At 48.8% G+C, this 14,308-nt stretch carries 13 protein-coding genes and 1 rRNA gene; 12 read left to right on the top strand and 2 right to left on the bottom strand.

Annotated features, from left to right (window positions below):
- Positions 1–52: 52 nt before the first annotated feature.
- From OGX99_RS08995 to OGX99_RS08975, 5 genes are all read left to right on the top strand, one after another.
- Positions 53–829, top strand: coding sequence for a carbonic anhydrase (locus OGX99_RS08995; protein ID WP_210905447.1), 777 nt, complete (start codon positions 53–55; stop codon positions 827–829).
- A gap of 298 nt (positions 830–1,127) precedes the next feature.
- Positions 1,128–2,093, top strand: coding sequence for a tRNA dihydrouridine synthase DusB (gene dusB, locus OGX99_RS08990; protein WP_003025224.1), 966 nt, complete (start codon positions 1,128–1,130; stop codon positions 2,091–2,093).
- 25 nt (positions 2,094–2,118) lie between these two features.
- Complete coding sequence (fis, locus tag OGX99_RS08985; protein WP_000462905.1) at positions 2,119–2,415, top strand: DNA-binding transcriptional regulator Fis; 297 nt, start codon at positions 2,119–2,121, stop codon at positions 2,413–2,415.
- 88 nt (positions 2,416–2,503) lie between these two features.
- Complete coding sequence (gene yhdJ, locus OGX99_RS08980) at positions 2,504–3,388, top strand: adenine-specific DNA-methyltransferase (RefSeq protein ID WP_151217900.1); 885 nt, start codon at positions 2,504–2,506, stop codon at positions 3,386–3,388.
- 82 nt (positions 3,389–3,470) lie between these two features.
- Complete coding sequence (locus OGX99_RS08975) at positions 3,471–3,635, top strand: DUF2556 family protein (protein ID WP_151217901.1); 165 nt, start codon at positions 3,471–3,473, stop codon at positions 3,633–3,635.
- A 45-nt stretch (positions 3,636–3,680) separates the two neighbouring features.
- Here the strand turns inward: OGX99_RS08975 and envR are convergent, their stop codons facing one another.
- Entirely contained in the window at positions 3,681–4,337 is a 657-nt protein-coding gene (gene envR, locus OGX99_RS08970; RefSeq protein WP_151217902.1) for an acrEF/envCD operon transcriptional regulator, read from the bottom strand.
- 412 nt (positions 4,338–4,749) lie between these two features.
- Here envR and OGX99_RS08965 point away from each other — a divergent pair, with 412 nt between their 5' ends.
- From OGX99_RS08965 to OGX99_RS08935, 7 genes are all read left to right on the top strand, one after another.
- Positions 4,750–5,910 carry an efflux RND transporter periplasmic adaptor subunit gene (locus OGX99_RS08965; protein WP_286543276.1) on the top strand — a complete coding sequence of 387 codons (1,161 nt, stop codon included), beginning with the start codon at positions 4,750–4,752 and terminating at the stop codon, positions 5,908–5,910.
- A 10-nt stretch (positions 5,911–5,920) separates the two neighbouring features.
- A complete protein-coding gene (locus OGX99_RS08960) occupies positions 5,921–9,034 on the top strand; it encodes an efflux RND transporter permease subunit (RefSeq protein WP_151217904.1) in 3,114 nt (1,037 codons plus the stop codon).
- A gap of 270 nt (positions 9,035–9,304) precedes the next feature.
- On the top strand, positions 9,305–9,526 hold the full coding sequence (locus OGX99_RS08955) for a lipoprotein (protein WP_003025292.1): 222 nt from the start codon (positions 9,305–9,307) through the stop codon (positions 9,524–9,526).
- 458 nt (positions 9,527–9,984) lie between these two features.
- The gene (locus OGX99_RS08950; protein ID WP_049283189.1) at positions 9,985–11,010 is read left to right on the top strand and encodes an amino acid ABC transporter substrate-binding protein; all 1,026 of its coding nucleotides are present in this window, start codon (positions 9,985–9,987) and stop codon (positions 11,008–11,010) included.
- Positions 11,011–11,079: 69 nt separating this feature from the next.
- Positions 11,080–12,261 carry an amino acid ABC transporter permease gene (locus OGX99_RS08945; RefSeq protein ID WP_151217905.1) on the top strand — a complete coding sequence of 394 codons (1,182 nt, stop codon included), beginning with the start codon at positions 11,080–11,082 and terminating at the stop codon, positions 12,259–12,261.
- A 9-nt stretch (positions 12,262–12,270) separates the two neighbouring features.
- Positions 12,271–13,374, top strand: a complete 1,104-nt coding sequence (locus OGX99_RS08940; RefSeq protein WP_187260090.1) for an amino acid ABC transporter permease — start codon at positions 12,271–12,273, stop codon at positions 13,372–13,374.
- 7 nt (positions 13,375–13,381) lie between these two features.
- On the top strand, positions 13,382–14,140 hold the full coding sequence (locus OGX99_RS08935) for an amino acid ABC transporter ATP-binding protein (RefSeq protein WP_151217906.1): 759 nt from the start codon (positions 13,382–13,384) through the stop codon (positions 14,138–14,140).
- Between the two features lie 86 nt (positions 14,141–14,226).
- Here OGX99_RS08935 and rrf read toward each other — a convergent pair.
- A 5S ribosomal RNA gene (gene rrf / locus OGX99_RS23870) occupies positions 14,227–14,308 on the bottom strand; the annotation flags it as partial.

Below are 14,308 nucleotides of genomic sequence, written 5' to 3'. Positions count from 1 at the left end.
CAATATTTAATTGATTTTGTTAATTTTTATATTGTTTTCGTTGAGTGTACGTATGCATTTCTATCGTTTTACAACAACTTTACTAACAGCATGCTTGATGCCCCTGACAACGCTTGCCGCATCATGGGGATATATCGGAGAGACCGGCCCTGCACGGTGGGGAGAAATTAGCAGTGAGTATGCAACGTGCCAAACTGGAATAAATCAATCACCCATTGATATCCAGACCGCCACAACCAATAAACTCAGCCTTCCTGCGCTCAACATACAATACGTCGATGGCCCGACAAGATTTCGTAGCATCAACCATACGCTACAGGGAACAATGAGTCCCTATACTTCAAACTCTATTAATGTTGATGAAAAAATTTATTATCTGAAACAATTAGATTTTCACGCACCGAGCGAACATACCCTCAACGGAAAAAACTATCCTCTGGAGCTGCAGTTAGTCCACAAAAACCAACACGGAGACATCGCCATCGTAGCGGTCATGTTTGATGTCGATGAACCTAACCAGGCGATTCAAAATCTGTGGGAATCCTTTCCAACCATGAAGGACAATAGCATGCCCATTTTTTCGCCAGTCAATATCAACCACCTTTTACCCGATGATAAATCCTACTGGCGTTATAGCGGTTCGCTAACTACTCCTCCCTGCACTGAAGGCGTGACCTGGACTGTACTGAAAACGCCAGTTACCCTTTCCGCCGACCAGTTGGATAAATTTCACTACATTGTTGGGTCTGCGAATAATCGCCCGCCGCAGCCGCTGAATGAACGCAAAATTGAGGAAAGCAATTCCGGGGATACCGAGATCCTGTACTAAAATGAGGTAGCGATCACACAATGGTGAGGTTATTTGCTGATTAATTCAGCAGAATATCTTGTCAGTCCCTTCTGCCGCTGAAGAAAAAATGAGAAGTTACGCAAAATTATATGTGTATATAAAATCGGCACTTTTTTATAACACTATGATTTACATGATCAAATATTTTAATGCGCTCATATTTACGGCAATTCATTGATCCACCTCAGTGGATTGGTCAAAGTTTGGCCTTTCATCTCGTGCGAAAAATGCGTAATATACGCCGCCTTGCAGTCACAGTATGGTCATTTCTTAACTCATGCGCATCGGACAATACCAGCTCAGAAATCGCCTGATCGCAGCACCTATGGCTGGCATCACTGACAGACCATTCAGGACGCTGTGCTATGAGATGGGAGCCGGGTTGACGGTATCCGAGATGATGTCATCTAACCCGCAGGTTTGGGAAAGTGACAAGTCTCGTTTACGGATGGTGCACGTTGATGAGCCAGGAATTCGCACGGTGCAAATTGCCGGTAGCGACCCTGTTGAGATGGCCGATGCCGCACGAATTAACGTGGAAAGCGGCGCCCAGATTATTGATATCAATATGGGGTGTCCGGCTAAAAAAGTGAATCGTAAGCTCGCAGGTTCAGCCCTTTTGCAGTACCCGGATCTAGTGAAATCAATACTAACCGAGGTCGTCAATGCAGTGGACGTTCCTGTCACGCTCAAGATTCGCACCGGCTGGGCTCCGGAACACCGTAACTGCGTAGAGATTGCCCAACTGGCTGAAGACTGTGGCATTCAGGCTCTGACCATTCATGGACGCACCCGCGCCTGTTTGTTCAATGGAGATGCTGAGTACGACAGTATTCGGGCAGTTAAGCAGAAAGTTTCCATTCCGATTATCGCGAATGGCGACATTACTGACCCGCATAAAGCCAGAGCTGTACTCGACTATACAGGGGCGGATGCCCTTATGATAGGACGTGCAGCTCAGGGAAGACCCTGGATCTTTCGGGAAATCCAGCATTATCTGGACACTGGGGAGCTGCTGCCCCCGCTGCCTCTGGCAGAGGTTAAGCGCTTGCTTTGTGCGCACGTTCGGGAACTGCACGACTTTTATGGTCAGGCAAAAGGGTACCGAATTGCGCGTAAACACGTATCCTGGTATCTCCAGGAACACGCTCCGGATGACCAGTTTCGGCGCACATTCAACGCCATTGAAGATTCCAGCGAACAGCTGGCGGCGTTGGAGGCATACTTCGAAAATTTTGCGTAAACAGAAATAAAGAGCTGACAGAACTATGTTCGAACAACGCGTAAATTCTGACGTACTGACCGTTTCTACCGTTAACTCTCAGGACCAGGTAACTCAAAAACCCCTGCGTGACTCGGTTAAACAGGCACTGAAGAACTATTTTGCTCAATTGAATGGTCAGGATGTTAACGATCTCTATGAGCTGGTACTGGCTGAAGTAGAACAGCCCCTGTTGGACATGGTGATGCAATACACCCGCGGCAACCAGACCCGTGCTGCCCTGATGATGGGCATCAACCGTGGTACGCTGCGTAAAAAACTGAAAAAATACGGCATGAACTGATACTAATCAGTTAAATGTTTGTTTTAAAAGGCGCTACTCGGCATGGGGAAGCGCCTTTTTTATTGACGTCATACGGGAGGCTTTGGCGATGAACGCGAGATGTGAACCTGTCTATTTTGGCGATGAATCTAAAAAGATAATCCTGGGTGATGCGCTGACCGAACTGAAAAAGCTGCCGTCTGAAAGCGTCGAGCTCATTTTTGCCGACCCACCTTATAATATCGGTAAAAACTTTGACGGAATGGTGGAATCCTGGGACGAACAGAGCTTTTTGACATGGCTGTTTGAATGCATTGACGAATGCCATCGTATTCTCAAACCGCATGGCACCATGTACATCATGAACAGTACGGAGAACATGCCATACATCGACCTCAAATGCCGCCAGCTTTTTACCATCAAGAGCCGCATCGTGTGGTCATATGATAGCTCTGGGGTGCAGGCCAAAAAGTACTTTGGTTCGATGTATGAACCGATCCTGATGATGGTAAAAGATCAGAAAAACTATACGTTTAATCGCGATGATATTCTGGTGGAAGCCAAAACGGGCGCTAAACGCGCGCTGATAGATTACAGAAAGAATCCACCCCAGCCATATAATCAGAAAAAAGTGCCTGGCAATGTCTGGGCGTTTCCCCGCGTTCGCTATCTGATGGACGAATACGAAAATCACCCCACGCAGAAACCCAAAGCTCTACTGGAGCGCATCATTCTGGCTTCCTCCAACCCAGATGACAAAGTGCTGGATCCGTTTGCCGGTAGCTTCACGACCGGCGCCACCGCCGTGGAGTTAGGTCGCAAGTTTGTCGGGATTGAAATCAATACTGAATACGTGAAAATGGGGCTCAGAAGACTGAGTATTGGTTCTCATTTTTCAGAAATTGAACTTGCAAAGGTGAAAAAGCGTAAGACAAAAAACATGTCTAAAAAGAGCCATTTGACGGCAAAGTGTGGCGATCGTTCAGCAAAGTAAAGGCATTGTAAGTCCGCTTTTCAGCGTGCAGATTTCGTGTATATTCCCTGCACGCTTGGGCATGAATACACAGGGTTTGGTAATGATACGCAAGTATTGGTGGCTGGTTATTTTTGCGGTCTTCGTTTTTCTTTTTGATGCGCTGCTTATTCAGTGGATAGAGCTGATGACGACAGAGCACGACAAGTGTCGGAACATGAACTCGGTGAATCCCCTTAAGCTGGTCAACTGCGTCGATCTCGAATAGTGCCGCCCACCCCACTTCAGCAGCCGTCAGGCCTGGCGGCTAAAACTACCCTACCTGACTCTCACTCTGCGTTAATTGCCTTACGATACCATCTGGGCTTAACATTTTTAATACATTATCAACTAATACTGGCGCTTGTTTATAAAGATCATAACTCATTGGATTAATGAGCCAGTTTTTAACGATGCCACTAAAACTGCCATGAAGAATAATTATTATAACGTCTAAATCAAGGCCGGTTGCGACAAGCCCTTCGTCCATACATTGTTGCAAGGCAATGCGCATATCCAGATGATTGATACCAATTTTTTCACGAATAGCCTGTTCCGATATCATATCATTATGGAATTCACATTTATGATATAAAATCTGCATTAATGCCTGCTGTCGAGGATTCTCAGCAATATATTGCAAACCCACGACTAATCTTTCTTGTAACCGCTGTAATGGGTTATCTCCCCAACGCCCAACGAGCTGCTCCTGAATAAGATCACGCAAGGGTGGTTGCTGTAACCAAAGCTCATTAAAAAGCTGCGTTTTATTTTCGAAATGCCAATAGAGTGCCCCTCGCGTAACGTTGGCCGCATCCGCAATGTCGTTGAGCGTCGTATTACTCACGCCACGCGCGGCGAACTGCACAATCGCTGTTTCAATCAGGTGCTGTCGCGTTTTGAGGGCATCAGCTTTTGTTCTTCTGGCCATGATCCCGACTGCCCGGAGTAGAGTGGAGAATGATTAACTTTCTTATCTAATATTTGCTGAACGGAATAAATGTATCACTTAGCGTATATTTAGACGAGGCCTAAAAGCGTTAATTGCTGACATTGCACACGAATAAATAAAACATATAAAAAACTTAAATATATTCACCAATCAAATGCTTATTTCGACATGTATTTATGCGCATCATAGTATTGCTATTAACACCATAATGAAACATCAGAAGATTAATCCTTTTTTGTTTTTATGTGCCGTGTGTCGCGTCCATAAATAAGTATTACTTACATCGCAGGCTAATAATTTGTAGGATAGCCAACTATTATTTTTCTTGTGCGCGTTATCGCCTCTGCGTTACCCGGTTAATAACGAGCGTTCGGTTTTTTAAGGAATAGAAATGACGAAAAATGCCAGGTTTTCACTCCTGCCCTCATTCATCATCATCTCCGCTGCATTACTCGCCGGTTGTAACGATCAGGGAGAAACACAAGCTCATCCCGCAGAGCCGCAGGTGACTGTCCATGTCGTCGAAAAGGCCCCCTTAGCCGTGACGACCGAATTACCCGGGCGCACAACGGCATTTCGTATTGCAGAAGTCCGTCCTCAGGTTAGCGGGATTGTACTTAAACGGAATTTCACTGAGGGAAGCGATGTTGAAGCCGGTCAGTCGCTTTATCAGATCGACCCCGCGACTTACCAGGCTGACTATGACAGCGCCAAAGGCGAACTGGCAAAGAGTGAAGCGGCGGCAGCTATCGCGCATTTAACGGTAAAACGTTATGTTCCGCTGGTTGGCACTAAGTACATCAGCCAGCAAGAGTACGATCAGGCCATTGCTGATGCCCGCCAGGCCGATGCATCCGTAATCGCAGCAAAAGCCGCGGTCGAAAGCGCACGTATTAACCTGGCCTACACCAAAGTGATATCGCCCATTAGCGGACGTATCGGTAAATCTAACGTCACCGAAGGCGCATTAGTCACGAATGGCCAAGCGACTGAGCTTGCTACCGTTCAACAGCTTGATCCTATTTACGTCGACGTAACGCAGTCCAGCAATGACTTTATGCGCCTCAAACAATCTATTGAGCAAGGGAGCCTGCATAAAGACGATGCCAGCAGTACTGTAGAACTGGTAATGGAAAATGGTCAGTCGTACCCGCTGAAAGGCACTTTGCAATTTTCTGACGTGACGGTTGATGAAAGTACCGGATCCATCACCCTCAGGGCCGTCTTCCCTAACCCGCAGCACACATTGCTGCCGGGCATGTTTGTGCGCGCGCGCGTTGATGAAGGTGTTCAGCCAAATGCGATTCTCGTTCCGCAGCAAGGGGTAACGCGTACGCCTCGCGGCGATGCCACCGTGATGGTCGTTAACGACAAGAGCCAGGTTGAGTCTCGCACAGTTGTTGCCGCACAAGCCATTGGCGACAAGTGGCTCATCAGTGAAGGTCTGCAACCGGGTGACAAAGTTATCGTGAGCGGCTTACAGAAAGCACGCCCAGGCGTCCAGGTTAAAGCAACTGCCGACACCGAAACCTCTGCCACGAAAGCCCAATAAGGTACCGGATATGGCTAACTTCTTTATCAGGCGTCCTATTTTTGCCTGGGTACTGGCCATCATTCTGATGATGGCGGGAGCTCTGGCAATCATGCAGCTTCCCGTAGCGCAGTACCCGACCATTGCACCTCCTGCGGTCGCAATCACCGCAACCTATCCAGGCGCGGATGCACAGACGGTGCAAGATACTGTTACGCAGGTTATCGAACAGAATATGAACGGTATCGATAACCTGATGTATATGTCCTCCACCAGCGATTCCGCCGGGAGTGTGACCATCACACTGACTTTCCAGTCCGGTACCGACCCCGATATCGCCCAGGTTCAGGTGCAAAATAAATTGCAGCTCGCCACACCGTTACTGCCGCAGGAAGTCCAGCAGCAGGGGATCGGCGTTGAGAAATCCAGCAGCAGCTTTTTAATGGTCGCGGGGTTTGTTTCTGATAACCCGCAAACCACGCAGGATGATATTTCCGACTACGTCGCCTCAAACGTTAAAGACTCAATCAGTCGTCTGAATGGCGTAGGCGACGTACAACTGTTTGGCGCGCAGTACGCTATGCGTATTTGGCTGGATGCGAACTTGTTGAACAAGTACCAGCTTACGCCGGTTGATGTGATCAATCAGTTAAAGGTCCAGAACGATCAAATTGCCGCGGGTCAGTTAGGGGGGACGCCTGCATTACCTAACCAGCAGCTTAACGCTTCTATCATTGCGCAAACGCGACTGAAAGACCCTGAAGAGTTCGGCAAAGTCACTTTACGCGTGAACAGCGATGGTTCGGTAGTTCATCTGAAAGACGTCGCGCGGATCGAACTGGGTGGTGAGAACTACAACGTCGTTGCGCGTATTAACGGTAAGCCTGCATCCGGTCTCGGTATTAAATTGGCTACCGGGGCAAACGCGCTGGATACCGCTAACGCAATCAAAGCCAAACTGGCTGAGTTACAACCGTTCTTCCCGCAGGGAATGAAGGTGGTCTATCCGTACGACACCACGCCATTTGTGACTATCTCCATCCACGAAGTGGTAAAAACGCTGTTTGAGGCGATCGTGCTGGTGTTCCTGGTCATGTATTTGTTCCTGCAGAACATCCGGGCAACGCTCATTCCAACCATCGCTGTCCCCGTCGTATTATTAGGCACATTCGCCGTACTTGCCGCGTTTGGCTACTCGATAAACACCCTGACGATGTTCGGGATGGTGCTCGCCATCGGTCTATTGGTCGATGATGCAATAGTGGTGGTGGAAAACGTCGAACGTGTGATGATGGAAGATAATCTGCCGCCTAAAGAGGCGACGGAAAAATCTATGTCACAAATTCAGGGAGCACTGGTCGGTATCGCCATGGTGCTGTCTGCGGTTTTTATCCCAATGGCCTTTTTTGGTGGGTCGACAGGTGCTATCTACCGGCAGTTCTCCATCACCATTGTTTCCGCCATGGCGCTTTCTGTATTGGTCGCGCTGATCCTGACTCCCGCGCTTTGCGCAACGCTGCTGAAGCCGGTATTGGCTGAACATCACGAGAAAAAAAGCGGTTTCTTTGGCTGGTTTAATGCCAAATTCGATAACAGCGTCAACCACTACACCAATAGCGTCAGCGGTATTGTGCGTAAAACCGGGCGTTACCTGGTTGTCTACCTGATCATCGTGATCGGAATGGCGGTGCTGTTTATGCGTCTGCCGACTTCCTTCCTGCCGGAAGAAGATCAGGGCGTATTTATGACCATGATTCAGCTCCCGGCGGGCGCAACACAAGAGCGCACCCAGAAAGTGCTGGATCAGGTTACTCAGTATTATCTGAACAATGAGAAAGCTAACGTCGAAAGCGTCTTCACGGTTAACGGCTTTAGCTTCAGCGGCCAGGGGCAAAACTCCGGTCTGGCGTTCGTCAGCCTCAAGCCCTGGGATGAGCGTAGTGGAGAAGAAAACAGCGCTGAAGCTGTCATTGCACGCGCCACTTACGCCTTCAGCCGGATTCGCGATGGCCTGGTCTTCCCCTTCAACATGCCAGCGATAGTTGAATTGGGTACCGCAACCGGCTTCGATTTCGAGCTGATCGATCAAGGCGGTTTGGGACATACGGCGTTAACGCAAGCACGTAACCAACTGCTGGGTATGGTGGCTAAACACCCAGATTTGTTAGTCCGCGTACGCCCGAACGGCCTGGAAGATACCCCTCAATTCAAACTGGATGTCGATCAGGAGAAAGCACAAGCACTGGGCGTTTCGCTGTCGGACATTAACGAGACGATCTCTGCATCGTTGGGCGGCTATTACGTCAATGACTTTATTGACCGCGGTCGTGTGAAAAAAGTTTACGTTCAGGCGGATGCTAAATACCGCATGCTGCCAACGGACATCAGTAATCTGTATATCCGCAGTGCCAATGGCGAAATGGTTCCGTTCTCTGCGTTCAGCGCATCGCATTGGGTTTACGGCTCACCGCGCCTGGAGCGTTACAACGGTATGCCATCGATGGAAATACTGGGGGAAGCCGCGCCTGGTCGAAGTACGGGTGAAGCAATGGCATTAATGGAAAGCCTCGCAGAAAAGCTGCCAAACGGTATTGGTCATGATTGGACAGGTATGTCTTATCAGGAACGACTGTCGGGTAACCAGGCGCCTGCACTTTATGCCATCTCGCTAATCGTCGTCTTCCTTTGCCTGGCCGCATTGTATGAGAGCTGGTCAATTCCCTTCTCCGTCATGCTGGTTGTACCACTCGGCGTGGTAGGCGCATTGTTAGCTGCATCGCTGCGTGGGATGAATAACGACGTCTACTTCCAGGTCGGTCTGCTAACCACTATTGGCCTCTCGGCTAAAAACGCCATCCTGATCGTCGAATTTGCCAAAGACTTGATGGATAAAGAGGGTAAAGGGTTGATAGAAGCCACTCTGGAGGCGTCGCGCATGCGTCTTCGTCCAATCCTGATGACATCTCTGGCGTTTATTCTGGGGGTTATGCCTCTGGTTATCAGCCACGGAGCGGGTAGCGGCGCGCAGAATGCGGTCGGTACGGGCGTAATGGGGGGAATGTTGACCGCGACGTTGTTGGCAATCTTCTTCGTCCCTGTCTTCTTTGTTGTCGTCAGACGGCGTTTTAGTCGACACAACGACTAATTTGTAAAAAAAGGCGTCTTCGGACGCCTTTTTCATCGATGGTGTCCCTCTTTATTTATTAATAAGATAGCCATTAATTTCTTTTTAATCTTTCCTGAAAATTCGCCCGTCGCCTTTCTTTTTATTCATTATTTTTACAATCCACATGAATTGAGATTATTCCTCATGTCAGTATTTTTTTAAGAAGTGGTAAAATAGCCTCCAGGTTCGCAGATGGCTTAGCGTTTGTCTTTGCCCGATTAGCGAAACGCTTATTTTTGAGGTAACACCATGAAAAGATTAATCTCCGTTGCATTGCTAACCGCATTTCTGGCCGGCTGTGCACACGATTCTCCTTGCGTACCTGTATACGACGATCAGGGACGCCTGGTTCATACCAATACATGTATGAAAGGCACCACGCAGGATAACTGGGAAACCGCCGGAGCCATCGCCGGTGGTGCCGCAGCCGTTGCCGGACTGACGTTAGGGATCGTTGCCTTAACCAAATAATTCCTCTTAAAAGCGCGGTTGTTACCGCGCTTTTAGTTATAAAAATAAAATATATATAAGACAAAGCGTTGGTATAAAGCACCTAACGTATAATAAAATTATTATAGATTTCTCTCACATCTCCACGATTTGAAATTAGCATTTTTTCTTTTCTTAGTAACACCACGTTTTCTTTCCATTATTCTCACGTGATCAATATTAACGCACGAAATCGTTATCACGCGTCCAGTCTGATTTTTGAATTTTTTGCGCCGAAATGTGGCTTACGTTTCAATTTTGCACCACTTCAGGGCGCTGCATTTATTTTTTCCTGTCTACACTCTGCATATTGCGTCGAATAATCGTGCGCAAAAACCTGGCACTACCTTTGCTTAAAAGAGTATGGCCAAAGCCACAGACAGGTAAAAGACGTTTTCAGAACGTTTCCATAACAATAATTCCTCCACACAGGATGCTCTATGAAAAAGATGATAATAGCCAGCCTGGCTGCGGCCGGCGTGCTGCTTGCGGTTGCAAATCAGGCACATGCCGGCGCAACACTGGATGCAGTAAAGAAAAAAGGTTTTGTGCAGTGTGGGATCAGTGACGGGTTGCCTGGCTTTTCTTACGCCGATGCAAGCGGTAAGTTTTCAGGTATTGATGTCGACGTATGTCGTGGCGTTGCCTCCGCCGTATTTGGCGATGATAGCAAAGTAAAATATACCCCGCTTACCGCCAAGGAACGTTTCACCGCGCTACAATCGGGTGAAGTTGACATGCTTTCTCGTAATACTACCTGGACCTCCTCTCGCGATGCAGGAATGGGAATGTCTTTCACTGGCGTAACGTATTACGACGGCATTGGTTTTCTTACCCACAATAAAGCAGGTCTGAAGAGTGCTAAAGAGCTGGATGGCGCAACGGTTTGTATCCAGGCAGGAACTGATACCGAACTGAACGTGGCCGACTATTTTAAAGCCAACAATATGAAGTACACCCCCGTCACTTTCGACCGCTCGGATGAATCCGCTAAAGCTCTCGAATCTGGGCGCTGCGATACGCTAGCTTCCGACCAGTCTCAGCTGTACGCCCTGCGAATCAAGCTGAGTAATCCTGCGGAGTGGATTGTCCTGCCAGAAGTTATTTCTAAAGAACCGCTGGGACCTGTCGTACGTCGTGGCGACGATGAGTGGTTCTCCATTGTTCGCTGGACGCTGTTCGCCATGCTGAATGCGGAAGAAATGGGGGTTAACTCGAAAAACGTCGATGAAAAAGCGGCTAATCCTGCCACGCCGGATATGGCGCACCTGTTAGGCAAGGAAGGGGATTATGGTAAGGACCTGAAGCTTGATAACAAGTGGGCTTACAACATAATCAAGCAGGTAGGTAACTACTCGGAGATCTTTGAGCGTAACGTTGGAGCGGAAAGTCCACTGAAGATCAAACGTGGACAGAACAATCTCTGGAATAACGGCGGCATTCAATATGCACCACCGGTGCGCTAATGCGTAGTGATGTAACGGGCGCCGCGACTGCGGCGCTCAGTCCAGGGTCATCGTTACCGAGGTTTTCTTATGTTCCATCGCCGCTCAACCGTAAAAGGATCGTTATCCTTTTCTAACCCTGCGGTCCGCGCCTGGTTATTTCAAATACTTACCGTCATTGCAGTCATCAGCATTGCGGTCTATCTCATTCATAACACAATAAATAACCTGAACAATAGCGGTATTACCTCGGGATTCTCTTTTCTCGATCGCAGCGCCGGATTTGGTATTGTCCAGCATCTTATTGATTACGAGCAAGGCGATACGTATGGCCGTGTCTTTGTAGTCGGTCTGCTCAATACGCTATTAGTCTCTGCGTTGTGTATTGTTTTCGCTTCTGTTCTCGGTTTCTTTCTCGGCCTGGCACGCCTTTCAGATAACTGGTTATTGCGAAAGCTCTCAACGATCTACATCGAAACGTTCCGCAATATACCGCCGCTGCTGCAGATCTTTTTCTGGTATTTCGCCGTATTACGTAACCTGCCCGGTCCACGTCAGGCCATTAACGCGTTGGATTTACTGTTTCTGAGTAACCGGGGATTGTATATTCCGGCACCGCAAATGGGAGAAGGTTTTTTTGCGTTATGTATCGCTGTCATTATCGCTATCGCCGTCGCCATCGGGCTATTTCGCTACAACAGAATGCACCAGACTAAAACAGGTCAGTTACGCCGGACCTGGCCAACGGCTTTGGCGCTGATCGTGCTTTTACCGGTGATTTCACAGTGGCTGTTTGGCGCGGCGCTTCACTGGGACATCCCCGCGCTTCGCGGTTTTAACTTCCGTGGAGGTATGGTGCTTATTCCCGAACTGGCTGCCCTGACCCTGGCGCTTTCCGTGTATACCTCGGCGTTTATTGCAGAAATTATTCGGGCGGGAATTCAGGCTGTTCCTTATGGCCAACATGAAGCCGCACGCTCACTGGGCCTACCAAATCCAGTAACGCTGCGCCAGGTAATCATCCCACAGGCGCTGCGCGTCATCATTCCCCCATTGACCAGCCAGTATCTGAACATCGTCAAAAACTCCTCCCTTGCGGCCGCCATTGGCTACCCGGATATGGTTTCACTGTTTGCCGGTACGGTGCTCAACCAAACAGGGCAAGCCATTGAAACTATCGCCATCACCATGTCGGTGTACCTAATCATCAGCCTGAGCATTTCTCTGCTGATGAATATTTATAACCGCCGTATCGCACTGATTGAGCGCTAAGGAGCCATGATGACAAAAGCACTGCTGTCTCCCCCCTCGCGCCAGAGCAGTAACCCGGCTGGCCGCAGTCTACTCTGGGTGCGTAAAAACCTGTTCTCCAGCTGGTCAAATAGCCTGCTCACGCTGCTATGCGTATGGCTGATTTGGTCATTTCTTCCACCACTGCTGAACTGGGTATTCTTTCAGGCCAACTGGGTCGGTTCGACCCGAGCAGACTGTACCAAAGCCGGAGCCTGCTGGGTGTTCATTCATGAACGCTTTGGGCAATTCATGTATGGACTTTATCCCCACGATCAGCGCTGGCGCGTAAATCTGGCCTTGATAATTGGCCTGGTTTCTATCATCCCCATGTTCTGGAAATTTATCCCCCATCGTGGCCGCTATATTACCGTCTGGGCCATTGTGTATCCGGTGGTGGTCTGGTGGTTGATGTACGGTGGTTTTTTCGGACTTGAGCGCGTAGAAACCCGACAGTGGGGAGGATTAACACTGACACTTATCATCGCATCCGTAGGGATTGCGGGCGCGCTTCCGTGGGGTATTTTATTGGCACTGGGGCGTCGTTCCCATATGCCAATAGTGCGGATTTTATCTGTCATTTTCATTGAGTTCTGGCGCGGTGTGCCGTTGATAACCGTCCTGTTTATGTCCTCAGTTATGCTCCCTCTGTTTATGTCCGAAGGAACCAGTATCGACAAACTTATCCGGGCGCTGGTCGGCGTTATTCTTTTCCAGTCGGCTTATGTCGCAGAAGTGGTTCGCGGAGGACTACAAGCCCTGCCAAAAGGTCAGTATGAAGCCGCTGAATCACTGGCGCTAGGGTACTGGAAAACACAAGGGCTGGTCATTCTTCCGCAAGCCCTTAAGCTGGTTATTCCCGGTCTGGTTAACACAATTATCGCTCTGTTCAAGGATACCAGCCTGGTCATCATTATCGGTCTGTTTGATCTCTTCAGCAGCGTGCAGCAGGCAACTGTGGACCCTGCGTGGTTGGGTATGTCGACGGAAGGATATGTTTTTGCCGCTCTGATTTACTGGATCTTCTGTTTCAGCATGTCACGTTACAGCCAACATCTGGAAAAACGTTTTAACACCGGGCGTACACCGCACTGAGGAATTTATGAGCCAATTATTAATGCCGTCTACCGACGCGATGATTACGCTGGAAAACGTCAACAAATGGTACGGACAATTTCACGTCCTGAAAAACATCAACCTGAAGGTAAAGCAGGGAGAACGTATCGTATTGTGCGGGCCTTCCGGCTCAGGTAAATCGACAACCATCCGCTGTATTAACCACCTGGAAGAGCATCAGCAAGGACGTATTGTGGTGGATGGAATTGAACTCAATGAGGACATCCGAAATATTGAGCGCGTCAGGCAAGAAGTCGGCATGGTCTTTCAGCACTTTAATCTCTTTCCCCATTTAACGGTTCTGCAGAACTGCACGCTGGCACCTGTATGGGTGCAAAAAATGCCGAAAAAAGAGGCGGAAACTCTGGCAATGCACTACCTTGAGCGAGTTCGCATTGCTGAACATGCGCATAAATATCCCGGACAAATCTCTGGTGGGCAGCAACAGCGCGTGGCCATTGCACGCTCGCTGTGCATGAAACCCAAAATCATGTTGTTTGATGAACCCACATCAGCATTGGATCCTGAAATGGTAAAAGAAGTGCTGGATACCATGATAGGTCTGGCGCAATCGGGCATGACCATGTTATGTGTTACCCATGAAATGGGCTTTGCCCGCACAGTGGCCGACCGGGTGATCTTTATGGATCTTGGTGAGATTGTTGAACAGGCGCCACCGGACGAGTTTTTTGCTCATCCAAAATCTGAACGCACACGCGCCTTTTTGTCGCAGGTTATTCATTAAATAGATATGGCGGATACCGTTCTGGATTTTTTCGCTTATAAACGCAAAAAGGCCATCCTGACGGATGGCCTTTTTGCTTATTTGATGTCTGGCAGTTCCCTACTCTCGCATGGGGAGACCCCACACTACCATCGGCGCTACGGCGTTTCACTTCTGAGTTCGGCATGG

Source organism: Citrobacter sp. Cu096 (assembly GCF_030332285.1).
GTDB lineage: Bacteria > Pseudomonadota > Gammaproteobacteria > Enterobacterales > Enterobacteriaceae > Citrobacter > Citrobacter meridianamericanus.
Note: the sequence above shows the minus strand (reverse complement) of the source record. Positions and strands in the feature narration are given on the sequence as shown.